26 protein-coding genes and 1 pseudogene are annotated in these 23,537 nt (G+C 70.9%); 14 read left to right on the top strand and 13 right to left on the bottom strand.

Annotated features, from left to right (window positions below; all coding sequences use genetic code 11):
* Window positions 1-5: 5 nt before the first annotated feature.
* Entirely contained in the window at window positions 6-1,247 is a 1,242-nt protein-coding gene (locus AC0KTA_RS38015) for a cytochrome P450 (protein ID WP_481052749.1), read from the bottom strand.
* A 180-nt stretch (window positions 1,248-1,427) separates the two neighbouring features.
* A complete protein-coding gene (locus AC0KTA_RS38010; RefSeq protein WP_481052748.1) occupies window positions 1,428-2,330 on the bottom strand; it encodes an AraC family transcriptional regulator in 903 nt (300 codons plus the stop codon).
* A gap of 150 nt (window positions 2,331-2,480) precedes the next feature.
* Here AC0KTA_RS38010 and AC0KTA_RS38005 point away from each other — a divergent pair, with 150 nt between their 5' ends.
* From AC0KTA_RS38005 to AC0KTA_RS37985, 5 genes and pseudogenes are all read left to right on the top strand, one after another.
* Window positions 2,481-3,281 carry an alpha/beta fold hydrolase gene (locus AC0KTA_RS38005; protein ID WP_481052747.1) on the top strand — a complete coding sequence of 267 codons (801 nt, stop codon included), beginning with the start codon at window positions 2,481-2,483 and terminating at the stop codon, window positions 3,279-3,281.
* 184 nt (window positions 3,282-3,465) lie between these two features.
* Window positions 3,466-3,936, top strand: a complete 471-nt coding sequence (locus AC0KTA_RS38000; protein WP_481052746.1) for a GNAT family N-acetyltransferase — start codon at window positions 3,466-3,468, stop codon at window positions 3,934-3,936.
* A 1,184-nt stretch (window positions 3,937-5,120) separates the two neighbouring features.
* Window positions 5,121-5,261 (top strand): hypothetical protein, encoded by a 141-nt coding sequence (locus AC0KTA_RS37995; RefSeq protein WP_481052745.1) that lies wholly within the window; start codon window positions 5,121-5,123, stop codon window positions 5,259-5,261.
* 403 nt (window positions 5,262-5,664) lie between these two features.
* Window positions 5,665-5,954: pseudogene (locus AC0KTA_RS37990) on the top strand (hypothetical protein).
* A 154-nt stretch (window positions 5,955-6,108) separates the two neighbouring features.
* Complete coding sequence (locus AC0KTA_RS37985; protein ID WP_481052744.1) at window positions 6,109-6,333, top strand: hypothetical protein; 225 nt, start codon at window positions 6,109-6,111, stop codon at window positions 6,331-6,333.
* A gap of 169 nt (window positions 6,334-6,502) precedes the next feature.
* On the opposite strand, the gene AC0KTA_RS37980 is transcribed toward AC0KTA_RS37985, so the two are convergent.
* A complete protein-coding gene (locus AC0KTA_RS37980) occupies window positions 6,503-6,742 on the bottom strand; it encodes a chaplin (protein ID WP_481052743.1) in 240 nt (79 codons plus the stop codon).
* Between the two features lie 348 nt (window positions 6,743-7,090).
* Here AC0KTA_RS37980 and AC0KTA_RS37975 point away from each other — a divergent pair, with 348 nt between their 5' ends.
* A complete protein-coding gene (locus tag AC0KTA_RS37975; protein ID WP_481052742.1) occupies window positions 7,091-7,669 on the top strand; it encodes a hypothetical protein in 579 nt (192 codons plus the stop codon).
* Window positions 7,670-7,721: 52 nt separating this feature from the next.
* Here AC0KTA_RS37975 and AC0KTA_RS37970 read toward each other — a convergent pair whose 3' ends face one another.
* Complete coding sequence (locus AC0KTA_RS37970; protein ID WP_481052741.1) at window positions 7,722-8,648, bottom strand: dihydrodipicolinate synthase family protein; 927 nt, start codon at window positions 8,646-8,648, stop codon at window positions 7,722-7,724.
* A 71-nt stretch (window positions 8,649-8,719) separates the two neighbouring features.
* On the opposite strand from AC0KTA_RS37970, the gene AC0KTA_RS37965 reads away from it, so the two are divergent.
* Complete coding sequence (locus tag AC0KTA_RS37965; RefSeq protein WP_481052740.1) at window positions 8,720-9,643, top strand: LysR family transcriptional regulator; 924 nt, start codon at window positions 8,720-8,722, stop codon at window positions 9,641-9,643.
* Window positions 9,644-9,704: 61 nt separating this feature from the next.
* Here AC0KTA_RS37965 and AC0KTA_RS37960 read toward each other — a convergent pair whose 3' ends face one another.
* From AC0KTA_RS37960 to AC0KTA_RS37945, 4 genes are all read right to left on the bottom strand, one after another.
* The gene (locus AC0KTA_RS37960; protein WP_481052739.1) at window positions 9,705-9,923 is read right to left on the bottom strand and encodes a hypothetical protein; all 219 of its coding nucleotides are present in this window, start codon (window positions 9,921-9,923) and stop codon (window positions 9,705-9,707) included.
* A 218-nt stretch (window positions 9,924-10,141) separates the two neighbouring features.
* Window positions 10,142-12,535 (bottom strand): ATP-binding cassette domain-containing protein, encoded by a 2,394-nt coding sequence (locus AC0KTA_RS37955; RefSeq protein WP_481052738.1) that lies wholly within the window; start codon window positions 12,533-12,535, stop codon window positions 10,142-10,144.
* Between the two features lie 113 nt (window positions 12,536-12,648).
* Window positions 12,649-13,062 (bottom strand): VOC family protein, encoded by a 414-nt coding sequence (locus AC0KTA_RS37950; RefSeq protein ID WP_481052737.1) that lies wholly within the window; start codon window positions 13,060-13,062, stop codon window positions 12,649-12,651.
* A gap of 10 nt (window positions 13,063-13,072) precedes the next feature.
* The gene (locus tag AC0KTA_RS37945) at window positions 13,073-13,516 is read right to left on the bottom strand and encodes a helix-turn-helix transcriptional regulator (RefSeq protein WP_481052736.1); all 444 of its coding nucleotides are present in this window, start codon (window positions 13,514-13,516) and stop codon (window positions 13,073-13,075) included.
* A 147-nt stretch (window positions 13,517-13,663) separates the two neighbouring features.
* Here AC0KTA_RS37945 and AC0KTA_RS37940 point away from each other — a divergent pair, with 147 nt between their 5' ends.
* The 5 genes from AC0KTA_RS37940 (at window position 13,664) to AC0KTA_RS37920 (ending at window position 16,400) form a co-directional block, all read left to right on the top strand.
* A complete protein-coding gene (locus AC0KTA_RS37940; protein ID WP_481052735.1) occupies window positions 13,664-14,179 on the top strand; it encodes a hypothetical protein in 516 nt (171 codons plus the stop codon).
* Window positions 14,176-14,646: an N-acetyltransferase family protein gene (locus tag AC0KTA_RS37935; RefSeq protein WP_481052734.1), complete on the top strand. Its 471-nt coding sequence runs from the start codon at window positions 14,176-14,178 to the stop codon at window positions 14,644-14,646. Before AC0KTA_RS37940 ends, AC0KTA_RS37935 begins: the two co-directional genes overlap by 4 nt.
* Before the next feature lie 155 nt (window positions 14,647-14,801).
* The gene (locus AC0KTA_RS37930) at window positions 14,802-15,377 is read left to right on the top strand and encodes a superoxide dismutase family protein (RefSeq protein ID WP_481052733.1); all 576 of its coding nucleotides are present in this window, start codon (window positions 14,802-14,804) and stop codon (window positions 15,375-15,377) included.
* A 36-nt stretch (window positions 15,378-15,413) separates the two neighbouring features.
* Window positions 15,414-15,755, top strand: coding sequence for a DUF3140 domain-containing protein (locus tag AC0KTA_RS37925; protein WP_481052732.1), 342 nt, complete (start codon window positions 15,414-15,416; stop codon window positions 15,753-15,755).
* A 267-nt stretch (window positions 15,756-16,022) separates the two neighbouring features.
* Window positions 16,023-16,400: a VOC family protein gene (locus tag AC0KTA_RS37920; protein ID WP_481052731.1), complete on the top strand. Its 378-nt coding sequence runs from the start codon at window positions 16,023-16,025 to the stop codon at window positions 16,398-16,400.
* Between the two features lie 32 nt (window positions 16,401-16,432).
* Here the strand turns inward: AC0KTA_RS37920 and AC0KTA_RS37915 are convergent, their stop codons facing one another.
* Window positions 16,433-17,689, bottom strand: a complete 1,257-nt coding sequence (locus AC0KTA_RS37915) for an alcohol dehydrogenase catalytic domain-containing protein (protein WP_481052730.1) — start codon at window positions 17,687-17,689, stop codon at window positions 16,433-16,435.
* Window positions 17,690-17,949: 260 nt separating this feature from the next.
* Here AC0KTA_RS37915 and AC0KTA_RS37910 point away from each other — a divergent pair, with 260 nt between their 5' ends.
* Complete coding sequence (locus AC0KTA_RS37910; protein WP_481052729.1) at window positions 17,950-18,327, top strand: ANTAR domain-containing protein; 378 nt, start codon at window positions 17,950-17,952, stop codon at window positions 18,325-18,327.
* A 129-nt stretch (window positions 18,328-18,456) separates the two neighbouring features.
* On the opposite strand, the gene AC0KTA_RS37905 is transcribed toward AC0KTA_RS37910, so the two are convergent.
* The 3 genes from AC0KTA_RS37905 to AC0KTA_RS37895 form a co-directional block, all read right to left on the bottom strand.
* A complete protein-coding gene (locus AC0KTA_RS37905) occupies window positions 18,457-18,864 on the bottom strand; it encodes a DUF2795 domain-containing protein (RefSeq protein ID WP_481052728.1) in 408 nt (135 codons plus the stop codon).
* Between the two features lie 35 nt (window positions 18,865-18,899).
* Window positions 18,900-20,042, bottom strand: a complete 1,143-nt coding sequence (locus tag AC0KTA_RS37900; RefSeq protein WP_481052727.1) for a baeRF2 domain-containing protein — start codon at window positions 20,040-20,042, stop codon at window positions 18,900-18,902.
* Window positions 20,043-20,257: 215 nt separating this feature from the next.
* A complete protein-coding gene (locus tag AC0KTA_RS37895; RefSeq protein WP_481052726.1) occupies window positions 20,258-21,385 on the bottom strand; it encodes a C45 family autoproteolytic acyltransferase/hydolase in 1,128 nt (375 codons plus the stop codon).
* Between the two features lie 303 nt (window positions 21,386-21,688).
* On the opposite strand from AC0KTA_RS37895, the gene AC0KTA_RS37890 reads away from it, so the two are divergent.
* On the top strand, window positions 21,689-22,618 hold the full coding sequence (locus AC0KTA_RS37890) for an alpha/beta fold hydrolase (protein WP_481052725.1): 930 nt from the start codon (window positions 21,689-21,691) through the stop codon (window positions 22,616-22,618).
* A gap of 18 nt (window positions 22,619-22,636) precedes the next feature.
* Here AC0KTA_RS37890 and AC0KTA_RS37885 read toward each other — a convergent pair whose 3' ends face one another.
* A complete protein-coding gene (locus AC0KTA_RS37885; protein WP_481052724.1) occupies window positions 22,637-23,458 on the bottom strand; it encodes an alpha/beta fold hydrolase in 822 nt (273 codons plus the stop codon).
* Window positions 23,459-23,537: the final 79 nt, after the last annotated feature.

The raw sequence follows: 23,537 nt of genomic DNA, 5'->3' as shown, positions 1-23,537 counted from the left end.
TCCGGTCAGTGCACTTCGGTGATGACGAAGCCGCTGCGCGGCGCGGTCGGCATCCGGCGCAGCGGGATGCGCAGGTCCTGCTCGGGGACCTGGTACTGAAGCCGCGCGAGACGCGGGAGCAAGGTGCTCAACACCGCGAGGGTGACGTCTTCGCCGGGGCACCGGTGGCCTTCGGAAGCCTCCCCGCCGCCCTGCGGGACGAGTTCGTCGCGCCCGGGTTCACGGCCCACGAACCGCTCGGGGTCGAACATGTAGGGGTCGTGCCACAGCGCGGGGTCGTGATTCTGTCCGTAGAGGTCGAGGAGGACGAGCGTGCCTTCCGGGATCGCTTCGCCGCGCCATTCGACGTCGTCGGCGGCGAGCCCGGCGACGAACGGCGCGAACGGGTAGAAGCGCCGCAGTTCGTGGGCGAACGCCCGGGCGTAGCCCTCACGGTCCCGGGCCAGCCGCTCCCGCAGCCCGGGATTGCGGTGCAGCGCGTGGGCGCCGAAGACGGCGTACCAGGTGACGGCGGCGGTGGGACGGATGACGTTGAGGATTTCGACGGCGGCGGTGTGCGGGTCGAGCAGTTCACCGTCGGCGTCGCGGTGGGCTGCCACCGCCTGCACCACGGAGGCGGGTCGCTCGCCCTCCGCGGGCGCGTCGCCGCCCGCCGACCGGATCTCCTCGACCAGCCGGGCCAGGCGCTGCTCCTGGCGCCGCCGGGCGCGCCGGGCCTTCCAGTGCCGGGGGCCGGGCGTCGCGAAACCGTCGACCATGGCCACGAGGTCGCCCGCGGTACGTCGCGCCTCGTCGTCCGGACGTTCCCCGAGAGGCACGCCTGCCCACGCGCACACGGCCCGCGTGATGAGCACGCTCACCTCGTCGAACAGCGTCACCTGAGGGCGGCCGGTCCACTCCTTGCTCGACCGCTCCCACTCCTCGGCGACCTGTTGCGCCAGCAGGGCGACGCTCGCCGCGTCCTTGAGGAGCGAGACGAAGAGGGCCTTGCGCCGCCGGTGCTCCGGCCCGTCCAGGGTGTGCACCGCGCCCTTGCCGAAGAGCGTGCTCAGCACGGGTTCGGGAAGGGCCGTGCGGCGCCGTACATGGTTCTCGTCGTAGAAGAACGCGACAGCGGCCGGGCCGCACAGCGCGATGGCGGGCCTGCCCATCAGACGTGTGCGGACGGGCCCCGGCCTCTTGCGGCGGCTCAGGTCGGGAAGCCATGCGTACCCCTCCGTGAGAAGCAGCGGTGTGTTGTCGACCATGAGGTCCTCCCGGTCGTCGTTTCCTGTCGGCGCCCCTCGACTTCCCTCGACCCTCCGCCGGGCAGGATGCCGACACCACTGGAGCGAGGCTGAACGTGCGCGGTCGATCAGTGCATGCGGTACGTGCCGTACGTGCCTGGTCGATCGCTGTGGTCGGGTGCCCCGGCCTGCGGCGATGAATCAGGCTTCGGCGCTGCGCCAGGTGCTCGGTGGCTGTCCCGTGCCGCGCTGGAAGAAGGTGGTGAAGTTCGCCGCGTCTCGGAAGCCGAGGCGTCGCGCGCACGCGCTCACCGGCAGGTCGGTGTGGGCGAGGAGCCGTTTGGCCTCCAGCAGGATCCGCTGGTCCAGGAACTCCTTGGCGCCGACGCCGGTGGCGGCGCGCGTGGCGCGGGTCAGCGTTCGCCGGTCGTGGCCCAGCACCCGGGTGTAGTCGGCGACTTGGCGCCACTCGGTGAAGTGCTGCTCGACGGCGGCCCGGTAGCGGAGGAACACGTCCCGATATCCCCCTCCGCCCGCGGCGGGGGCGGCCGTCGCTGCGGGCAGCACACGTAGGACCAGCGCCGCGAGGAGGTGGGAGAGCAGCGCGGGAGAGGCCAGGCGTGGCGCCCGTACCGCCAGGTCGTGCTCGCCGCGCAGACGATCGGCCAACAGCAGGGCGAGCGGTTGCACCTGTCGTTCCAGGTGCCAGGTCGCGGGCATGGAGAGGTCCCACGCCGGGTTTCGCGCCGGGTCTCGCTCCGGGTCCCGCGCCGGAGTCGAGCCCAGGTCGGGCAGGAAGCCTGGCCGGAAGAGAATCAGCGGACCGTCGACGCCGTCGACGTCGCTCCAGCGGTGCACCATGCCCGGCCGGATCCACACCACGCTCCCTTCCCGCAAGGGATACGTCTCGAAGTCCGCCACGTGACCGCCCCGCCCGGAGGCGACCAGGGCGAGCACATGGAAATCCGGCCGCTGCGGCCGGGCACGGGCACCGTCGGAGTCCATCTCCCGAAGCCGCGCGAAGCTGAGGACCTCCACTCCGTATGCCGCCCCCAGGGCGGGCAGGTAGCGGAGCTGCCGTACAGAGCTGTGTCCGTTTTTCACAAGTGCTGCGCCTCTTTCCACCAGGGACCACCTGCGTCACGACAGTAGCTTCGGGGACGTCACCTGCTGATCAGAGCAAGCAACGACTGCATACGCACGGTGGATGCGGCAGCACTCCGCTCCCCGCCGACGCCGAGGAAGGACACGGGAATGACGGAAAACACAAGCACGGTACGTGTGGCGGGCGGCACCATCCAGGTGCGCTCAAAGGGACACGCCGGGCCGGCGCTGGTGTTCGTCCACTACTGGGGCGGCTCCGCCGCCACCTGGGACGGGGTCGTGAGACGACTTCCTGCCGAGCGGGCCACCGTCCGCTTCGATCAGCGCGGCTGGGGCACGTCACGGACGCTGCCCGGCCCCTACTGCCTGGACCAACTCGCCGACGACCTCACGTGCGTGGTCGAAGCCGCGGGCCTCGGGCCGTTCGTGCTGGTCGGCCATTCGATGGGCGGAAAGGTGAGCCAGCTCGTCGCGGCCCGCAAACCCGCGGGGCTTGCGGGCGTGCTGCTGGTCGCGCCCGCCCCGCCGGAGCCGCCCGCCATGGTGACCCCGGAGTACCGGCAGGGGCTCTCTCACGCGTACGACTCACCGGAGTCCGTCGGCCAGGCGCTCGACCAGGTCCTGACCGCCGCACCACTGCCGGAGTCGCTGCGGGCCACCGTCGTACGCGACAGCCTCGCCGCCCGGCCCCAGGCCCGCCAGGAGTGGCCGCTGCGGGGCATAGCCACGGACATCACGGACGCCGCCCGGGCGATCGAGGCCCCGGTGACGGTCCTGGCCGGGGAGCACGACGCGGTGGAGCCGCCGCACGTACTCCGCGACCACCTGCTGCCCCACATCACACACGCTCGGCTGAGCACGATCCCCGGCGCCGGCCACCTCCTGCCCCTGGAAGCACCCGACGCGCTCGCGGCGGCGCTGCGCGGCATCACCGCGAGCGTCGGCAGCTGACTGCTCGCGGTCTATCAGCTCATGGCGTGGTGGGGTCCACCGGCCGCGAGCGCCGAGCGCGAACTCGACTAGGACGCGTATCGAGTCGTGAGGAGCTACTCCTCCGGCCCGGTCTGCTGTGGGGGGGGGTGAGGCGGTAGGTTCGGCGGAGCAAGCGGTGGCGATCAGGGGGAGGGCCTGCGACGTGAAGATCACTCTGCGCGGGGTACTGGACAGCGACGTGGCCGTGTTCTGGGCGCACATGAGCGACCAGACGGCACAGCGGATGGCCGCGGTCACGCGCAAGTACCACTACGAGCGGGGGCTGTTCGACGCGCATTGGGCGAAGGTGCGTGCTGATCCCGAGGTCACAGTGCGGACTGTGCTGGCGGACGAGGCGGTGGCCGGGCATGCGGCGGTGTTCGGGCCGTCCGACGAGCGCGAGGTCACCTATTGGATCGCTTCCGCGTACTGGGGGCGCGGGGTTGCCAGTGCGGCGCTGAGTGAGCTGATCGCTCTGGAACCGGCCCGGCCGCTGCACGCCCATGCGGCGGCGGACAACGCCGGCTCTCTTCGGGTGCTGGAGAAGTGCGGCTTCACCGTCACCGGGCGCGGCCGGATCTTCGCGCAGGCGCGCGGCGACGAGATCGACGAGTTGGCGCTGACCCTGGAGTGAGGCCCCGGCTCAAGGGCGCATATTGGGTCGTGGTCAATCTGTGGGATTCTCCCTCGCGGCTGGGCGTGTACTGGCAGGCCTGGCCTCCTTGCGTGACTCGTGTGCAACTCACTGACGAGGAGTGCAAGTCGTCTCGAAGGGCAGGATCGAGCCCATTCACCGAGAGGGGCACCCAAAGAACGACCGCGCCGTCATCCACCAGGGAAGTGCGAAGCCGGCGAGCGGAGCTTTCAGGTGATCCCGCCCTCGGCAGAGCAGGCGTAGGAGGCACAGCCCGGGCCGCAGCGTCGCCGCCCGTGCCTCGCTCGTGCTGCGCAAGCACCCCGCGCCCCTGAACGTGAACGTGCTCACGCTCGACACCAGCCTCGCCGTCGAACGCGCCGTGTCCGCCCTCGCCGACACCCTCGGCGCACCGCCGTTCGCTCCACTGCCGCCGCACCTGCTGCACGAGGCGAACCGCGCGTATAGCCGAGGGCCGACTGGTGTGCAGCCTCGGCCTCGATGCCCGCAGCACCCGGTACCGGATCGGCCGTGAAGGAGCACCGGTCCCGTAACTTGCTGAACGCAGAAGGGGCGCCGTACCGGTTGCTCCCGGCACTGCGCCCCTTGCGTGACGTCGCAACGGACATCGTCAGCTCAGATGAGACTCGAAGAACCTCCAAATGGCCTTGGCTCCGAGCGCCGCCGCCAAGCGGGTGAGTACCTCTCTGGCCCAACTTCGATCGCGTTCGCGAGATCGTTCTCGCTCTGCCATCGCCATCACCTGCCTCTCGTTCCCGGTCGGGGACCGGCTCCCCCATGGGCCGGCAAGCGTCCGGAGACGAGTAGGCAAGGACCAGTGTGCACCAAAGTCACTACGTCCTGGGCGAGTTGAGCCACGTTGCCCACAGTGGGGTGGCCCCTCACCAACAGTGAGCAGTGCGGGAAGGTACGAACCTGCTCGACCAGCGGGCCCGCGACCGGGGCGAGGCCGAGGCCGACCGCCGCGACCTCGACGACGTCCAAGCCCGCGCTGACTATTCACCGACGACGAGTCGTTCGCCGCCGAGACCGCCGCCCTTGCCGCCGCCCACGACGCCACCCCCGAGCAGCTCGCAGCGTGCACCGGCCGCCCGGCCCCCGTCGATGCCGAACGGCTGTTCGCCCGCGCGTCCGAGGACGTCGACGACGCCCTGCGCACCGCCGTGTATCTCACCGACGGTGCGGGCATACCCACCGACCCGACCATCGTCGCCGCGCTCCGGAACGCCGTCTGTGCTCAGGTCGAGTACCAGCTCGCCACGGGCGACGACGGCACCGGCGCAGCCGGCCGCTGGACTCCGTGAGCATCGGGCCCGTGGCCCTGTCCGGCCACAACGACGCCCCACAGGCACCCGACGACGTCGACCTCGGCCACCGCGCCCGCCCTGGTCTCCGAGACCGTCAAGCGCGTACGCGCCCGCACCGGCGCCGAGACCGTATCCACCGCGCAGATCATCGCCGCCCCGGACCTCAACTGCCCGGCCGACTCCCGGATCACGTTACCCGACGGCCGCCGCACGACCGCGCTCACTGTCGCCCACCACACCGCGCCGGGCTTTTCCGGCAACATCACCCATCAAGTCGAAGTCGGAGGGCAGGCAGGCCCGCACACGGATCGGGCTCCCTGAGGCTGTTCTCTGCCGAGGCGACCGCGGCTCCTGCGAACACCGCGGTGACCGCGAGCACAACCGTGCCTAGGAAGGCGCGTTGCGGTACGCGGGTCTGCGCCTCGGCGCCGAGCACGTACGTACCGAGTACCGCCGCCTCGTCCCGATCGAAGAGGCCACCCTCGAACGCTCCGGCACGGTAACCGTCGACGAGCCGACACTCACCGCAGCCGTGTCCTACGACACCCCGTACGCGGTCCGGCAGCACGAGGAGATGAACAACCGCCACGACGCAGGCCGCACCGCGAAGTACCTCGACTCCCTCTCCCCGAGGAGGCCGACACCGTCGCCGCGATCATCGCCGCACAGGTGAGGCGATCCCTACAGTGACATTCCTCGTCGACGTCGTCGACGGCCTTGCCCGCCTGCTCGCCGAGCAGGGCATCGGCACCTGCCGGCCCGACGGCGTATACGCCGAGGACGAGACCGCGATCACCGACACCGTCATGCCCGAGCGTCCCGACCGCGCGCGTGTGGGCCTCCGGTGGCGACCCTTCTCGGCGGCCCCGAACCGTGCGGAGCGCCGAACGGGCGGGGCGAATACGACGAAGTCAGCGGACTCTACGAGGTGTACGGCGTCGACGTCAGCGATCGGCGCCTGATGCGCGCCCGCTCCTGGCGATGGCTGCGCGTACGGATCTTCGGCCTGCTCTCGGCCGACTCCCGGCTCACCCGCCACCTGGCACCAGCTGAACCGCCCCCGCGCTAGCCGTGCTGTCACATGAGTTTGTGCCACCGCACCGTGCAGCGGGCACAGAGCTGCCCCAGCACAGCTGTACGTCTCTCACCGCCGTGAGCGCGCCGCCGAAGGGAAAGCGAGCGGCGCGCTCACTCGGGCCGTGCTGAGGCGGCAGGCACCTACGGTGCGCTACGCCGACTCAGTGGTTGATGCAGTTGTTGCCGAAGGCGGGGTTCAGCAGGCCGATGATGTCGATGGTGTTGCCACACAGGTTGATCGGGACGTGGAGCGGGATCTGGATCGTGTTGCCCGAGATCACGCCCGGGGAGCCCCCGGCGTAGCCCTGGGCGCCCGAGTCTGCGGCCGCGAGACCGGCCCCACTCATCACGAGGGCGCTGGTACCCAGCACCACACTCACCGTCTTCTTCACTGCGGTCATGCTCGTTCTCCTTGAGTTCGACTCAGTCTGACGGCGCCCGGGCAGCAGCAACACGACGTCGCGCGGCCGGAGCATCACACCCCGGGCGCCCACCAAGATCAACGTTCGCCTCGTGCCTTGGACACGATGGCTCCCCCGAATGCCTCGTCGGTCCGAGATCGCGTAACCGATCGGACTGCTCCGCGGGCACGGCCGCGACATCGCCTCACAGCCGTGTCCAAGCCGAACCCTTTCGCGTCATACGGCGGTTGGGCATCCTTGAATCTCCGAGAGGAAGCGGGGGGCGTCGTGGTGGTGGGCCCAGAAGCAACCGTTGTGGCAAGGGCCGGGAGCAGCATGCTGAAGGGTGTGACGGATCAAGCCTCCGGTACACCTTCATGGCCGAACATGCATGAAGCGCTGATGGAGCTTCACGAGATTCTGCGTGAGTGGTGTGAGGCCGCGACCAAGACGAGCGAGGCGGTGGAGCTACTACGAGCGGAGCAGCTCGATGAGGCTCGTGCCGCGGGCGGTGTCAGCAACGTGTTGTCCGGTGGGGTGCAAATGGGCCCTGTCATTCAGATGGGCAGCTTCGTCGGGGTGACGCTGGGGGACATTGATCAAGTGATGAAACCTCCTGCTCCCATGGCTCAGAAGTGGAGTGGCACCAAGCGTCGCCAAGCTGCCCGGCGCGCCCTGCGGAGCATGATGCACATCTACTGCCCCGAATTGCTGAGTGACTTCGACAGTGCTGTGGAAGCCCGCGCCGACTGGGTTGGCAAGCATCGCGCGCAGATCAAGAAGGCATTGAAGAACGGCGCCGCAGGTGTGGAGATCACATCCATGGTCGCTGAGATGACGGAGACGGCGGCGAGGCTGGAGTCCGTCCGCGCCGCACTGCACAGCCTGATCTTGGAGCGATACCCCATGGATGCTCAACCAGAGTGATGCCACTTGGCACGTGAGGTGGTTGAGGCCATGCGTGCCCTCTCGGCCCGTGTCAAGCCGCGGTCTCTTGGTGGGCTCGGTGGGTCCCGGCGGTGGCCAGGTGCGCCGCTCGCCGGACCCGATCGGCGGAGGCGGCCAGCAGCGGCAGCCGGACGGCCGGGCTGGGGATACGGCCCTGGGCGTGCAACACCCCCTTGATCACGGTCGGGTTCGGCTCGGCGAAGAGCGCGGCGGACAGCCGGGCCAGCTCGGCTCCCAGCCTGCGGGCCGGTCCGGTGGCGTCGCGCTGCCACAGCGAGATCAACTCGCCGTAATCAGCGGTGCGGACGTTGGCCGACGCCAGGATGCCGCCGCGGGCGCCCGCCGCGAGCAGTGGCGAGATGACGGCGTCATCGCCGCCGAGCACCGCGAAGCCCGGGGTCGACGAGCCGAGCAGTTCCATCGTGGCTGCGTCGATCGCACCGGTTGCGTACTTGACCCCGACGACATCCGGTAGCTGCCTGAGCGCGTGCAGCGTGCTGATGCTGAGGGGCTGACCGGTGCGGTACGGGATGTCGTAGACGACCAGCGGCAGACCCCCGTGCTCGGCGAGTGCCGTGAAGTGCGCCAGCGTTCCCGCCTCGCCGGGCCGGGTGTAGGGCGGTGCGGGAACCAGCGCCGCGGCGACGTCACCGCTCTGAGCGAGCTCCCGCAGTGTCGTGATGGCGGCGGCGGTGTCGTTGGTGCCGACGCCGACGATCAGCGGAGCTCCATGTGCCCGGCAGGCGGCGGAGCAGATGCGGACCACGGCCCGCTTCTCCTCGGTGGTCAGCGTGGCCGCCTCCGCGGTGGTGCCCAGGGCGACGAGTCCCCGAGCGCCGCCGGCCGACAGCGCCTCGTCGGCGAGGCGGGCGAGCGCGTCCGGGGCGAGGCGCAGGTCGTCGGTGAACGGAGTCACCAAGGGGACAAACAGGCCGGTGAGATTCGCTTCAGGCTTCATGCGCCCAGCCTGACCGACACCAACCCAGTAGATCCAGTTCATATTTCTTCGCTTATGCGTAAGCTCACCTTATGCTCGATGTCCGACGTCTCCACCTGCTGCGCGAACTGGACCGACGCGGCACCATCGCGGCCGTCGCCGAGGCGCTGACCTTCACCGCCTCGGCCGTCTCCCAGCAGCTGAGCGCGCTTGAGCGCGAGGCGGGCGTACCCCTGCTGGAACGAAGTGGCAGACGGGTGGTGCTCACCCCCGCGGGCCGCACCCTCGTCACCCACGCCGATGCCGTCCTCGAACGCCTCGAAGTGGCGGTCTCCGAGCTGGCCGGGGCACGCGAGGGCATCGGCGGGCCGCTGCGGATCGGGACGTTTCCCTCTGGCGGCCCCGCGATCGTGCCCGCCACGCTGGCCGAACTGGCCCAGCGGCATCCCGCGCTGGAACCGATGGTGCAGGAGATCGACTCGGCGCGGGTCTCCGACGGCCTGCGCGCCGGCGAACTCGACGTGGCCCTCGTCCACGACTACGACTTCGTGCCCGCGTCACCGGACACCACGGTCGACCAGGTGCCTCTGCTGGAGGAGCCGATGTACCTGGCCACCGGCGGTGCTCCCGCTGCCGGTCGCGTCGCCCGCGGCGAAACGCTGGCGGAGCTGCTCGGACCGTGGGCCATGTCCCCATGGATCACGGCCAGGGACGGCACGACCGGTCACGCGATGGCCGTACGCGCCTGTCAGGCGGCCGGATTCCAGCCGCGCATCCGCCATCAGGTCAACGACTTCCGTACGGTCCTGGCACTGGCGGCCATCGGGCAAGGCGCCGGATTCGTACCGGAGATGGCCACCGCACACGCCTCCGAGGACGTGGTCCTGACCCGGCTGCCCCTCTTCCGCCGTTCGAAGATCGCCTTCCGCGCGGGCGGCGGCACCCACCCGGCGATCGCAGCGTTCGTGGCGGCGGCGCGAACAGCGGTGGCGCCACGAGCTGTGCCTCCTTACTGATTGATTCCCGCCGGGGCGGGCCTACGACTCGCCCGCCCCGCACTCATCGCCCTCTGAAGATTCAGGAGCAGATGGTCGCTGACGGAGTGGCGTAGAGGTCACGGAAGCACGGCGGGATCTCCCCCTTCTTGAGGTCGTTGACCGCAGACACGACGTACTTGGGGCTCTCGTGCTCAGAGAAGAGGCCCTCGGGCCCAGGGCCGGCGCCAGCAGCGCCGGCACTGCCCAGCAGTGATGCAGCGGTCAGAGCGGCCACGAAGAACGCGGTACGGGTACGCATTGATTCCTCCCAGGTTCTGCCCGCCCCTTTGGCGGGGACGCCAGGGGAACTACCGCACCGCCCATGGCCACAGTCGCAAAGCAACGACGATCCACTCGAACGCCATGCCGGTGGAACCACGTCAGTGGGTCGCCAAACCCGCGATCTGATCACCGATGGTCACCCGCCGACCCCCCGCTCGGGGATGGCAGATGCACGGTCATAGGCAAGGCCCCCGTTCAGCCGCCGACGTACTCCGCGAGGTGCTCCCCCGTGAGCGTCGAGCGGTCGGCGACGAGGTCGGCGGGTGTGCCCTCGAAGACGATGCGGCCGCCGTCGTGGCCGGCGCCGGGGCCGAGGTCGATGATCCAGTCGGCGTGTGCCATGACCGCCTGGTGGTGTTCGACGACGATGACCGACTTGCCGGAGTCGACGAGCCGGTCGAGCAGGCGGAGGAGCTGCTCGACGTCGGCGAGGTGCAGGCCGGTGGTCGGCTCGTCGAGGACGTAGATGCCGCCCTTCTCCCCCATGCGCGTGGCCAGCTTGAGCCGCTGCCGCTCGCCGCCGGACAGCGTGGTGAGCGGCTGGCCGAGAGTGAGGTAGCCGAGCCCGACGTCGGCGAGCCGCTCGAGGATCTTGTGCGCGGCCGGTGTGCGCGCCTCGCCGGCGCCGAGGAACTCCTCGGCCTCGGTCACCGACATCGCGAGCACCTCGCTGATGTCGCGGTCGCCGAGGTGGTATTCGAGGACCGAGGGCTGGAACCGCTTGCCCTCGCAGTCCTCGCAGGGCGTGGCGACGCTTTGCATGATCGCAAGGTCGGTGTAGATGACCCCGGCGCCGTTGCAGGTGGGGCAGGCGCCCTCGGAGTTGGCGCTGAAGAGCGCCGGCTTCACGCCGTTGGCCTTCGCGAACGCCTTGCGGATCGGTTCGAGCAGTCCGGTGTACGTCGCCGGGTTGCTGCGGCGTGAACCGCGGATCGGGGTCTGGTCGATCGAGACCACGTCCTCGCCCGCGGGAATCGACCCGTGTACGAGGGAGCTCTTGCCGGATCCCGCGACGCCGGTGACGACGACCAGCATGCCGAGCGGAATGTCGACGTCCACGTCCTGCAGGTTGTTCGCCGTCGCGCCGCGGATCTTCAGCGCGCCGGTGGACGTACGCCCCGACTCCTTGAGGGCGGCCCGGTCGTCGAGGTGGCGGCCGGTGACGGTGTCGCTGGCCCGCAGTTCGTCGAGGGTGCCTTCGAAGCAGACGGTGCCGCCCGCCGTACCGGCGCCGGGACCGAGATCCACGACGTGGTCGGCGATCGCGATCGCCTCCGGCTTGTGCTCGACGACGAGCACCGTGTTGCCCTTGTCGCGCAGCCGGATCAGCAGCTCGTTCATGCGCTGGATGTCATGCGGGTGCAGGCCGATGGTGGGCTCGTCGAAGACGTACGTGACGTCGGTGAGCGAGGAGCCGAGGTGGCGGATCATCTTGACGCGCTGCGCCTCACCGCCCGACAGCGTGCCCGCGGGCCGGTCGAGCGCGAGGTAGCCGAGGCCGATCTCGACGAACGAGTCGAGGGTGCGCCGCAGCGTGGCGAGCAGCGGCGCCACCGAGGGTTCCTTGAGGCCGCGGACCCAGGCGGCGAGGTCCCTGATCTCCATCGCGCAGGCGTCGGCGATGCTGATCCGCTTGATCTTCGACGACCGGGCCGCCTCGCTGAGCCGGGTGCCGTCGCACTCGGGGCAGACGGTGAAGGTGACGGCGCGCTCCACGAACGCCCGGATGTGCGGCTGCATCGCCTCCTTGTCCTTGGACAGGAAGGACTTCTGGATCTTCGGGATCAGCCCTTCGTAGGTGAGGTTGACGCCGTCGACCTTCACCTTGACGGGCTCGTGGTGGAGGAAGTTCCACAGCTCCTTCTTGGTGTACTTCCGGATCGGCTTGTCCGGGTCGACGAAGCCCGACTCGGCGTAGACCCGGACGGTCCAGAAGCTGTCCGACTTCCAGCCGGGGATCGTGAACGCGCCCTCGGCGAGCGACTTGGAGTCGTCGTAGAGCTGGGTGAGGTCGATGTCGGAGACCTTGCCCCGGCCTTCGCAGTGCGCGCACATGCCACCGGTGCGTTGGAAGGTCGCCTTCTGCGCCTTGGTCTTGTCGCCGCGCTCGACGGTGATCGCACCGCTCGCCCGGACCGTGGCGGTGTTGAAGGAGTACGCACTGGGCGGGCCGATGTGCGGCTTGCCGAGCCGGCTGAAGAGGATGCGCAGCAGCGCGTTGGCGTCGGTGGCGGTGCCGACGGTGGAGCGCGGGTCGGCGCCCATCCGCTGCTGGTCGACGGTGATCACGGTCGTCAGCCCGTCGAGTACGTCGACCTCGGGGCGGGCGAGCGTCGGCATGAAGCCCTGGACGAAGCTGCTGTACGTCTCGTTGATCAGCCGCTGCGACTCCGCGGCGATCGTGTCGAACACCAGCGAGCTCTTGCCCGAGCCGGAGACGCCGGTGAACACCGTGAGCCGGCGCTTCGGGATCTCGATGCTGACGTCCTTGAGGTTGTTCTCGCGCGCGCCGTGCACACGGATCAGATCGTGGCTGTCGGCGGCGTGCGGCGCAGGCGACCGCTGGTCCGTCTTCCTGGCCTTGCTCATCGTCTCTCCATCTTCGCCTTGCTCATCGTGTCTCCGTCTTCCGGCCTTCCGACTGGCTCACTGCTCCGTCTTCCGACCTTCCGACCGGCTCGCTTCTCCGTCTTCCGGCCAGCTCACTTCACTTGCTGGATGCGGATCAGGTTGCCCGACGGGTCGCGGACGGCGCAGTCTCGCACGCCGTACGGCTGGTCGGTCGGCTCCTGGACGACCTCGACGATGTCGGCTGCCTGGAGCGTCTCGAAGGTGCCGTCGACGTCGGCGGTGGCGAGGAGGATGCCGCCGTAGGTGCCCTTGGCCATCATCTCGGCGATGACGCGGCGCTCGTCGTCGGTGATGCCGGGGTCGGCGGCGGGCGGCGTCAGGACGATGGACGTGCCGGGCTGGTCGACGGGGCCGACCGTGATCCAGCGCATTCCCTCGTATCCGACGTCGCCGCGGACCTCGAAGCCGAGGGCGTCGCGGTAGAAGGCCAGGGAGGCCTCCGGGTCGTTGTGCGGGAGGAAGCTCGCGTGCAGGGTGATGTCCATGCCCGTCACGCTAGCCGTGGCGCTGGGACCGTGCTTCTTGATTCCTGACCGGTCTGGTCACCTGCTTCGCCACGCACGCCGGCATGCCCGCCGTCGCGCTCGCCGCCTGCCGCCGGTAGGCGCTGGGAGGCATGCCGACCAGCTCGGTGAAGCGCGTGCTGAAGGTGCCGAGGGACGAGCAGCCGACCGCGAAGCAGACCTCGGTGACGCTGAGGTCGCCGCGGCGCAGCAGCGTCATCGCGCGCTCGATGCGGCGCGTCATCAGGTAGCTGTACGGCGACTCCCCGTACGCGGCCCGGAACGCGCGGCTGAGGTGCCCGGCCGACATGTGCGCGCCGCGGGCGAGCGCCTCGACGTCCAGCGGCTGCGCGTACTCCCGGTCGATGCGGTCCCGGACCCGGCGCAGCCGCGCGAGGTCGCGCAGCCGCTGCTCCGGGTCGGGTCTGCTGGTCACGTACGGAATCGTACGCCGCGCCGGGTCGTCGAGGCGGCAGTCGGACGACGAGCGCGGGGCGGGGGAACGTCATCCGGGCCTCCTCGGCGTCCGCGGAGAGGATGGCCCGCCGGAGCCGGTCGGCGGCGCGCACTGCATCATGGCCGGATGACTGATCGCGAAATGCCGGCGGCGGTGGACACGGAAGCACTGCTCGCCCTGTCCCAAGGACACCACGCACGCACCACACGGTCTCTGGGCACCCGGGAGGCCGGCGGGCACCTGACGAAGGTGTACTCCCTCGAAGCGCCGGGCCGCACCGTGACGGAGCAGGACGTCGACGCCGCCCTGCGCATCGCCGGGGCCCATCTGGAACTCGGCCGTATACGCGGGTCGCTCGGCCTCGCCGTCCTGATCGTGCACGCGGGCGGCGACGGCGACTACGTCCTCGTCCACACCTGGATCGAGGGACACATGTCCGACCTGGCCGTCTTCACCGGACCGGCCGGACAGCCCGACCGACTGCGCCCGGGCCGTACCGGACTCGCCCCCTGCGTCTGGGAAGCCGCCGTCCTCGCCCACGAACGCGACGCGTTCTCACGGCACATCCTCGACGGCACCGGCACGATCACCGACCGGCTGCCCGCCTGGAGCGCCGACACCTCGACGGGAAGCGTCCGATGACCGGTGCCGCGACGGTGCGGCACGCGCGGCCCGCCGACTTGCCGCGGATCGCCGAACTGGCCGCCGAGCACGCCTCGTACGAAAACGCCGCGGCGCCCGCACCCGACCTCGCGCGGCGACTCGAAGCGCTGCTCTTCGACGCCCCGGAACCGCGATTGCGCTGCCTGGTAGCGGAGTTGCCCGGCGGGGATATCGTCGGCTACGCCACGTGCGCGCCCGAACTCTCCACCTGGCAGGGGCGCGAATACCTGCACATGGACTGCCTCTTCGTGCGCTCCGGCACCCGCGGAGCAGGCCTCGGCGCCCTCCTCATGGACGCCGTGACGGCCGAGGCGCGGCACCTCGGCCTCACCGAGGTCCAGTGGCAGACCCCGGCCTGGAACGAAGGCGCGGTCCGCTTCTACGACCGCCTCGGCGCCCGCGCCAAGGAGAAGCTCCGCTACAGCCTGGCGGTGTCGAGAGCCTGACGGTGCCGAGCGGATCCGCGCGGGCGGAGCGCGGGCGATGTTTCGGGACCGGGCCGGATTCCGTCGTTTCAGGCGGGCCGGACCGGGCAACCGGCGTTCATCCCCGAGCCGGGGAAAGAGCCGGAAGTCCGGAAGAGTCGTCGGAGGAGGAGTTCATGCTTGTACGCCCTGCTCTCTTGGGTACGTCCGCCGCAGCCGTGATCGCCGTGCCCTTCCTCGCGAGCCCGGCGGCCGCCTGTCCCGATCCCGTCGAAGTGCGGGCCGAGTTCGCGCCGCCCGAAGACCTGCCCGCGCGCGGCGCGGTGACGTACGACGAGCAGGGCGTACCGGTGGGGAGTCGCGTCACCGTCACCGAGCAGGTCACGGAGGAGGGCGGCACCCGCGTCGAGCTGCGGCTGCACGGCGTCAACCCGGACCGGACCTACGGCGCGCACGTCCACCAGAAGCCGTGCGGCCCGCGCCCCGACGACTCCGGGCCGCACTACCAGCACCGGGTCGACCCGGTGCAGCCGTCCACCGATCCCGCGTACGCCAACCCGCGGAACGAGATCTGGCTCGACTTCACCACGGACGGCCGCGGCGCGGGCCGGTCGGACGCGGCCGTCGAGTGGGGGTTCCGTCCCGGCGAGGCCCGTTCCATCGTGATCCACGAGCACGCCACCCACACCGAGCCCGGGCACGCGGGCCAGGCGGGCGAGCGCCTCGCCTGTGTCAACGTGCCGTTCGCCTAGCGGCTTCGCCGCCGGATTCACGGGTACCCGCCGCGCATGACTGACATCTCTTCCCTCGAACTGGACGCCCTCTGGGCCGAGTTCCACCGCCTGGTCAACATGACCTCGCAGGAGCTCAGCGCCTGGCTCAGGACGCGGGACGCGGGCGAGCACACCGAGCCGTTGCCCGAGCACGCGGGCTCGGACGCGGGCCGGCATGTCCTGGCGATCCTGCAGAAGCGGCGCACGGACCTCACCGACGACGACATTCGCCTCATGTACAAGGTGGTGGACCTCATCAACGCCGCCCGCGACGAGGAGCGGGAGCCCGGGGCCGACGACACGTACCGCAGGCACCGGCTGATGTCCCTGGGGCACGATCCGCTCAAGCCGTCGTGACCGCGAACGACCCGCTGCCTGAGGCCACTCTGAGCCTGATGCCACTCTGGGCGCGAGGCGTATCGCCCCGCGCCCAGAGCCCCTCACTCCCCTGGCTCATCGGCCACCTCGGCGAGTCCCCCGGGCCTCCGCCCCCAAACGTTCCGCGCGGGACTTCGCGGGACTTGCTTCCCGGCGGGTGGGGTACTCGGCGGCCACCCGGCCCATCGAGCCGGTGCGGCAGGTACTGCGGCAGGTAATAGGTAAGAGGGCGAAGCGAGGAAGACCATGGCCATCGTCGATACCGGAATCCTTGTCCTGGACTGCGGCGAACCCGAGCAACTGGCCGAGTTCTACGGCGCGCTGCTCGGTGGGGAGGCCGAGTTCAACCCGCGGGCCGACCGGTTCGAGATCACGGGCGCTTCCGGTATGCGGATGGGTTTCCGCCGGGAAACCGGTTTCGCGCCGCCGAGCTGGCCGCGGCCGGACGACTCCCACCAGACGCATCTCGAACTCCTCGTCGCCAAAGAGGACATGGACGCGGCGGAGCGCCAGGCGATCTCCGGGGGCGCACGGCCCGTGGACACCAACCCGCAGGGCGGCGTCCAGGACATCCGGCTCTACTCCGACCCGGCCGGACACACCTTCGCCCTCCGAACCCACTGAACCCCCACCGAACCCTCTCAACCCACCGCCACTCAGGCGGCCTTCGGCGTGTCCGGGTCGGCCACGTCCAGCGCGACCTTCGTCCAGCCGTACTCGCGCCGGTCGACGCATCCGTACGCCGCGACGGCGTCCTGCGTGACGGCCCACTGGGTGACGAGCGGTGTGAGGTCGAGGACGCCGGACGCGATCTGGCCGACGAGGTGCGGGATGTAGCGGCGATGGTTGCAGTTGCCCATCTGGAGGGTGAGGTTCTTCTGCATGGCCCGGCCGATCGGGAAGCGGTCGGCGCCCGGCGGGTAGACGCCGACGACGCCGACGGTTCCGGCCTTCGCGACCAGATCGACGGCCCAGCGGGCGGCGAGGCTCGGGGCGTCGCCCGGCATCCAGGTGCCGCGTTCGTCGGGGTTCTGCACGGGCGCGGCCAGGTCTCGCTCCGTGCTGAACCTCTCCTCCCTGCCCTGCTGTCGCTCGGCCCGCGCCAGTGTCTCGGCGGCCGGTCCGAGCACGGGGCGTTCGGCGTCGATGCCCACCGCCTCGATCACGCGGTCCACGCCGACGCCGCCGGTCATCTCCCGCACCTTCTCGACGGGGTCCTCGGAGTTGAAGTCCACCGTCTCGGCGTGCTGTGCGCGGGCGAGAGCGAGCCGGTCGGTGACGCCGTCGATCACGATCACGCGGCCCGCGCCCTGGAGCCGGGCCGCGCTGACCGCGCACTGGCCGACGGGGCCCGCGCCCAGGACGGCGACGGTGTCGCCGCTGCTGACCTCGGCAAGGCGCGCGCCGAACCAGGCGGTGGGGAGGATGTCGGAGAGCAGGATGGCGTGTGTGGCGTCGACGGTGTCGGGAAGCGGGACGAGCCCGGTGTGGGCGAACGGCACGCGCGCGTACTCGGCTTGTAGCCCGTCGAGTCCGCCCGCGGCCTCCGGACCGCCGAAGAACGTGGTGCCGCCCCGCACGCCCGCGGGGTTGGCGTTGTCGCACTGCGCGTAGTAGCCCGCGCGGCAGTAGCTGCACACCCCGCAGGCCACCGTGGACGGGATCACCACACGGTCGCCCGCCTGGAAGTTCCGCACGCCGGGGCCGGTCTCCTCGACGACGCCGACGCCTTCGTGGCCGAGCACCCGGCCCTCCCGCAGCCCGGTCAGCGTGCCGCGGATGAGGTGCAGGTCGGTGCCGCAGATCGCCGAAGTGGTGACGCGCACAATCGCGTCGTGCGGCTCCTGGATCTTGGGCTCCGGCACGTCCTCGAGCCGGATGTCACCTGTCCCTCGCCAGACGACTGCCTTCATGCGTGCCTCCCGTGTCCTTCGTACGCGCCATCTCTCGTACGTGCCTTCTCTGCCGCGCCCCCACGGGTGCCCAGGGCGGGTACGGGAAAACGGAGCCCGGACCGGCTCACCGGGAGCGGAGCCCGCGCCGGCTCACCGGCAGCGGAGCCCGGCCGCGATTGGGCTCCCGGTCGGGCGGGGCAGGCGAGACTATGAGGACTGCAAGGAGGACATCCCTCTTGTCCTCGCTCGTTCTGTCACTGGAAGGGAGCTGCACGCACATGACCAAGAACCGTCCCGCCAGCGTGAACGAGAGTCCTTCCACCAGTGCGTCGCCGCCCCGCTCCGTGAACGGGCGTCCGCTGTCCCGGATCGAGGTCGGGTCCGGCCGCGTCGAAGAGCTGCAGCAGGAAGTGGGACAGCTCCAGCACGCCATCGAGACACGCCCCGACATCGACGTGGCCCGCGGGATCGTCATGGCGCTGGCCGGATGCTCGCCCGAACGCGCCTGGGAGATCCTCGTCGACGTCTCGCAGCACAGCAACACCAAGCTGCGCGTCGTGGCCCACGAGATCATCAGCGGCGTCGACGGGCCGCCTCCCGCCCCGGAGGTCAAGGCAGCCCTGCGTCGGGCGATCGCGGAGGCGCACAGGCGCTGAGGAAGAGGGGCGGCGCCAGCGGCTGTTGGTCCCAACTCATCCGGCGCCTTCGCTCCTCCGTACGCAAGGAACGTACTTCCGGGCTACCACGTGAGGCATGGTGAAAACCTGCCGGAGGCAGGCGAGAGGTCACCCCTTGTGGCGCCGCCCGAGCGCGTTGACGATCTCGGTCACGTTGGCGTACGCGCCGCCGTCCGGCAGTCGGCGCGCGGCTTCCAGGGCGTCTTCCGGCGCGTGGTGGGCTTCGAGGACGTCCAGCACTTTCTGCCGGTCGGCCGGGAAGGCGGCTCGCTCGAGGTGGCGGGCCAGTTCGCTCCGCAGGGCTTCTGCCTCGGCGGCGGCCTCGGCCTGTTCGCGTTCCTCGCCGGGTGGCGGCACCGGTCCGCGCGGGTGCACCCGGATGTCGTCGTCCGCCGGCGGCTCGGGCTCGTACGCCTCCTCCACGTGAGTGGGCCGGCCGGAACGCAGGTGACCTTGCAGTTCGTGCTTCATCTCGTCGTCCTTGCGGCGGCTGACGGGATTGCTGCCTCGGTCCATGTCGGCATACCTCCCTCTCTTGGCGTGCGCCGTCGCTACGCGGCGGTCGGCTCGTACGTCCAGCGCAGCAGCGCGCCGAGACCACCTGCCGGAACGTCCGGGTCGTCCCCGTCCGAGGGAGGAACGATCAGTACGTCGGCGGCGGTGACGGCCGCCAGCCGCAGCAGCGCGTCGTCGGCGCGTACCGGGACCGGGTGGTCCTCGCCCAGGGTCTGTACGTCGCCGCGGCGCACCGCCACCTGGTCGGGCTCGCCGCCCACCCAGGTCTCACGGGCCAGGTCCGCCCCGTCGGGCCGGATGAGCAGCGTGTCGATGCGGTGCTCCCGGGCGGCTTCCGCCACGGCCGGGACACCCTCCACGGCGTCCGTCGGCCTGTCGGTGCCCACCCGTCCGGCGCGGAACCGGTCGAGCGCCTCCTCGACCCGGCGACGGTTGTGCCGCTGCCGGGCCTCCTCGATGGCTTCGTCCAGCGCGGCGGAGGAGGAGCCCGCGGCGCGACCGCCGTGCTCGGTCTCCGTCGTGACCTCGCGGACGGCTTCGGGAAGCCTTTCCCGTACGGCGGGCCGCTCGCGGGGGTCGCCGACCAGGACGACCAGGTCGGCACCGGACTCCTCGTACGCCGAGGTCAGCGCGTCGGCTATCTCGCCGGCGTTGTGCTCCCAGGTGTCCTCGACCCTGAGCTGGAAGTGCCGCTCGGACCAGTCGGCCGAGGCCGTACGGTGCATCGGCCACTGCCGTCCCTGGACATGCCCGGCATCCTGCGGGCCGGCCGCGCCACGCAGTTGGAAGTCGGCGCCGGTCCGGTCGATGTACGCCACGAGGCAGACCGGGTCCTGGCCGGACAGCTCCAGGAGCGGCGTCAGGCGGGGCAGCGGGGCCCAGCAGACGACCTGGCGCTGCGGCGGGCGGGAGAGACGACAGCTGAGCACCACTTCCCCTCCGGCGGCGAAGACCACTCGCCCCGCCGGGTCCTCTGCGGGGCTGATGTTCGTCAGGGCGTCCCGCACGGCTTGCGTGGTCGCGGCGTCGGCGCCCTCCTCCTCCAGTGTCCGGCACGCTTCCCGGACGTACAGTTCGCGCCGCCTGGCCCCTGCCTCGTCGTGGTGAGAGGGATCGAAGTAGACGGTGGCCCAGGGGCCCTCGCGGTCGAAGAGCGGCTCCAGAACGGACAGCTGCATATCTCCTCCTCATTCGTCCCCGTTCTCAGGACGAGTGCCCGGAGGGCTGCGACGGACACGCGGCGAGGTCGTGAGCAGACTCGGGGAAGGAGGAGCGGCAACCGAGGGCGACTGCCGTGAACGGTGACGCACGAGGGTCGGGGCCTTCCCCTAAAAATGCTCGGCCACAACGCCGGCCGCGTCAAATCAATGACCAGGTGGGCCGCCCGCCCAGCTCAGGTGGTGGGCGCGCCGGAGCCGTCGGTGAAGGCCGACAACGCGAGCTGCGAAGTCTGCCCGTTCCGGCCACGCAGCGTGACGCTGTCACCGGACAGGGCGGCGACCACGGTACACAGCGTCATGAGCGGGTCGGTGTCTGCCGCTGTGCGGTACACGCCGTGCGGCAGCGGGGCCGAGGTGAGTGCCTCCATGAACCAGTCGGCGGTGGGCACTCCCCCGGGCGGTTCGAGGGCTGCCAGTACCCGGCCGCGGGCCACGCTCTCCTCGTACCGGACGGTGTGGTCCCGGGCTGCCGGGCTGTCGCCGAGAAGAGCCGGAGAATCGGCCGGGTCGGCCGTCCGGCGCAGGTGGTTGGTGTGCCAGAGCAGCGGCCGTGCCGGGCCGGCCTCGGTCACGGTGACACGACCGGCGACGGCTTCCACCACCGCGACGCGGCCGGTGGCTCGTTCGCCGATGGTGTACGCGTAGCCGCCGACGCTGGGGCGGGTGCGCAGGTGGGTCACGGCCGCGTCCAGCGTCGTCGCCTCCTGCATGGCCCGGGCGACGAAGTGGCGGCCCGCGCCGGTGCGGCCGGGGCGTACGACGGGGATGTGGTCGACACCCCAGACCAGTCCGTGGCCAGTGGCGGTGAACGCGTTCGCGGTGAGAAATCCCGGATACCACAGGGCGGTCACGGGGGCCTGTCCGTCGATGGCCAGCGTGACGATCAGCAAGCGGCCGTCCTCCGACGGATAGCCGTCTTCGTTGTGCGCCACGAACGACCGCTCCGACCGCCAGCCCAGATCGCTGCAACCGGTGCCATCTTCCACCCCGAGGTCCCCGAGCAGGTTCATCGTCAGCAGTTCGTCGAAGCCGACACCGCTGCCGTCGGCCAGAGCCTGGAGCTCCGCCCACTTGGGTCCGCAGCCGCGGCGCGTGGCGTCCGCGAGCCGCCCGAAGCGCTCCTCGCCCGCGGGAGTCCGCAGCCACTTCTGCAGGTCGGCGTCCTCCTCCAGCGGGCCCACCATGGCACGGACACTGTCCCGCGCGGCCGCGCCGAGCGCGTGGAACGCGTCCTGACGGGTCCTGCTCACCACGAGCCAGTGCAGCCCGGCCAGCTCTTGCTCCCGCACGTGCGCGGCCATGCCGTGCCCTCTCTACGCGAGCCCTCAGGCCGATGATCCGCAGCAGCTGTGCGTACGGCCGCCGCGTTGCCGATGTCCGCCCGTGCCGGAAGCCTCACCACTAGATGGCCCTGCTGGTGATGGGTACGAAGCGTCAGCTTCCAGCCCGCTTCCTTCACGGTCAACTCGCGTGCAGAGGACGCCGTTTTCAAGCTTCGACAGCAGTATGCCCCCGCCCGTCACGGCGAGGGATCGGTTCGTGTGCGGGTTGCCGCATACCGCAGCGGGATCTTCAACTCCCCTGAAGCAGCTAGCGTTTGGGGCATGGCTGAACTGAAGGCACGGCATGTCGGCCCGTCCGAGATCGAGATCGCCTACGAACGCTTCGGTGCACCGGACGCCCCGCCGGTCCTGCTGATCATGGGGGCGGGCGCACAGATGATCAATTGGCCGGAGGGGTTCTGCCGGGCATTGGTGGACCGCGGCCTGCAGGTGATCCGGTTCGACAGCCGCGACAGCGGACGGTCGACGCACTTCCCCGACGCGCCCGTGCCGGATTTCGCGGCGGCCCTGGCGGGTGACCTCTCCACGGCCTCGTACACGCTCTCCGACATGGCGGCCGACACCGTCGGTCTGCTCGACGTGCTCGGCCTCACCGCTGTGCACCTCGTCGGCTCGTCCATGGGCGGGATGATCGCCCAGATGGTCGCCGTCGAGCATCCGGCCCGGGTGCGCTCGCTGACGTCGATGATGTCCACGACCGGTGAACCCGGCGTGGGCGAGGCCGATTTCTCGGTGTTCGCCGACTTGGGCGGACCGCCCGACGAGCGGGAGGTGTTCGTCGACTGGCAGACGCGCGCTCTGCGCCTCTCCGCGTCTCCGGGGTTCGCGTTCGACGCGGCCGCCGCGGCCGAGCGGGCCGGGCGGGCCTTCGACCGGGGGTACGACGCCCTCGGCATCCAGCGTCAGGGCCTCGCGGTCGTGGCGACGGGCGACCGCACGGAACGGCTGCGGTCGCTGCGGGTGCCCACGCTGGTGCTGCACGGCGCCGCCGACATCGTGTGCGACGTCAGCGGCGGCCGGGCCACCGCTGCCGCCGTCCCGGGTGCCGAACTGGTGATCCTGGAGGGGATGGGCCACCACCTTCCGAGGGAGCTGTGGCCCGAGCTCGCCACGCACATCGCCACGCTCGTCCACGGCGTGGAGGGCGGCGAGGCCGAGGGGTACGGACGGGCCACCGGCGCCAGCAGGTAGCCGTGATCCGTGTCGCGCTCAGCCATGGGGCGATTCCGGCAGAGGGGTGTCGGGGGTGTGGGCGACGGGGGCCATCCTGGCGAGCGCGGTGCGCAGCGCGGCGTTGAACCGCTCGGGGCGCTCCTGGTGGGGCATATGGCCCGCGCCGGCGATCACGCCGACCGTGGCGCCCGGCGTCAGGGCGGCACAGGTCCGGGCCACCTCCAGGGGGATCGCGGTGTCCAGCTCTCCGTGGAGGTAGTGGACGGGCACCCGCAGCCCGGGCAGCGTGGGGCGGGGGTCGTAGCCGTCGGCGGTGGCCTGGTGCTCGTCGATGTAGACGCCGGAGTCCAGGATCTGCCGGACCGTCCAGTCGATGAGCGCGGGCGCGGTGCCCGGCGCGTACCACCCCGGCACCCAGCCGGCGACCGTACCGGCCCGGTCGCGGCGCAGACCGGCCACGAGCTCCGCCTGAGCCTGTGCCGTCGTCGACGGCCAGTACCCCGGCGCGTCCACCGGGACCGCGCCCGCGATCAACTCGGGCCGCCGCAGGGCCAGTTCAGTGGCGAAGGTCCCGCCGATCGACGAGCCGACGACCACCGGCCGGTCCAGCCGCAGCGCGCCGATCAGCGCCACCAGGTCGCCGACCACCCCGGCGGTGGTGTTGCCCCGGACGGGGTGGGCCGACCGCCCGCAGCCCCGCCAGTCGACCGTGACGACGCGGTGGTCCCGGGTGAAATCGGGCAGTTGAGCGCCCCAGGTCCGGCCGCTGGTGCCCCAGCCGTGCAGGAACAGCAGCGCCGGGCCGGTCCCCTCGTCCTCGTAGTAGAGGGTGGTGTCGTTGACATCCAGATAAGGCATGACGGCTTCCTTCCGCCTCGTGGGCCCGTGCGGACCGCGCGGTTCGTGATGTCCCCAGCCAACCGTGATCACCTCCGCC

The organism is Streptomyces sp. Y309 (genome assembly GCF_056712025.1).
The sequence above is the reverse complement of the archived record's forward strand: the minus strand, read 5'-3'. Positions and strand labels throughout refer to the sequence as shown.

What these genes read in the sequence shown, in the direction of transcription:
- AC0KTA_RS37900 (WP_481052727.1), bottom strand. Translation starts at nt 20,042, where the DNA reads ATGCAGCTGTCCGTTCTGGAGCCGCTCTTCGACCGCGAGGGCCCCTGG.
- AC0KTA_RS37955 (WP_481052738.1), bottom strand. Translation starts at nt 12,535, where the DNA reads ATGAGCAAGGCCAGGAAGACGGACCAGCGGTCGCCTGCGCCGCACGCC.
- AC0KTA_RS37935 (WP_481052734.1), top strand. Translation starts at nt 14,176, where the DNA reads ATGACCGGTGCCGCGACGGTGCGGCACGCGCGGCCCGCCGACTTGCCG.
- AC0KTA_RS37905 (WP_481052728.1), bottom strand. Translation starts at nt 18,864, where the DNA reads ATGGACCGAGGCAGCAATCCCGTCAGCCGCCGCAAGGACGACGAGATG.
- AC0KTA_RS37885 (WP_481052724.1), bottom strand. Translation starts at nt 23,458, where the DNA reads ATGCCTTATCTGGATGTCAACGACACCACCCTCTACTACGAGGACGAG.
- AC0KTA_RS37960 (WP_481052739.1), bottom strand. Translation starts at nt 9,923, where the DNA reads ATGCGTACCCGTACCGCGTTCTTCGTGGCCGCTCTGACCGCTGCATCA.
- AC0KTA_RS37965 (WP_481052740.1), top strand. Translation starts at nt 8,720, where the DNA reads ATGCTCGATGTCCGACGTCTCCACCTGCTGCGCGAACTGGACCGACGC.
- AC0KTA_RS37930 (WP_481052733.1), top strand. Translation starts at nt 14,802, where the DNA reads ATGCTTGTACGCCCTGCTCTCTTGGGTACGTCCGCCGCAGCCGTGATC.
- AC0KTA_RS37950 (WP_481052737.1), bottom strand. Translation starts at nt 13,062, where the DNA reads ATGGACATCACCCTGCACGCGAGCTTCCTCCCGCACAACGACCCGGAG.
- AC0KTA_RS38005 (WP_481052747.1), top strand. Translation starts at nt 2,481, where the DNA reads ATGACGGAAAACACAAGCACGGTACGTGTGGCGGGCGGCACCATCCAG.
- AC0KTA_RS37915 (WP_481052730.1), bottom strand. Translation starts at nt 17,689, where the DNA reads ATGAAGGCAGTCGTCTGGCGAGGGACAGGTGACATCCGGCTCGAGGAC.
- AC0KTA_RS38015 (WP_481052749.1), bottom strand. Translation starts at nt 1,247, where the DNA reads ATGGTCGACAACACACCGCTGCTTCTCACGGAGGGGTACGCATGGCTT.
- AC0KTA_RS37940 (WP_481052735.1), top strand. Translation starts at nt 13,664, where the DNA reads ATGACTGATCGCGAAATGCCGGCGGCGGTGGACACGGAAGCACTGCTC.
- AC0KTA_RS37970 (WP_481052741.1), bottom strand. Translation starts at nt 8,648, where the DNA reads ATGAAGCCTGAAGCGAATCTCACCGGCCTGTTTGTCCCCTTGGTGACT.
- AC0KTA_RS37895 (WP_481052726.1), bottom strand. Translation starts at nt 21,385, where the DNA reads ATGGCCGCGCACGTGCGGGAGCAAGAGCTGGCCGGGCTGCACTGGCTC.
- AC0KTA_RS37910 (WP_481052729.1), top strand. Translation starts at nt 17,950, where the DNA reads ATGACCAAGAACCGTCCCGCCAGCGTGAACGAGAGTCCTTCCACCAGT.
- AC0KTA_RS37980 (WP_481052743.1), bottom strand. Translation starts at nt 6,742, where the DNA reads ATGACCGCAGTGAAGAAGACGGTGAGTGTGGTGCTGGGTACCAGCGCC.
- AC0KTA_RS37890 (WP_481052725.1), top strand. Translation starts at nt 21,689, where the DNA reads ATGGCTGAACTGAAGGCACGGCATGTCGGCCCGTCCGAGATCGAGATC.
- AC0KTA_RS37920 (WP_481052731.1), top strand. Translation starts at nt 16,023, where the DNA reads ATGGCCATCGTCGATACCGGAATCCTTGTCCTGGACTGCGGCGAACCC.
- AC0KTA_RS37925 (WP_481052732.1), top strand. Translation starts at nt 15,414, where the DNA reads ATGACTGACATCTCTTCCCTCGAACTGGACGCCCTCTGGGCCGAGTTC.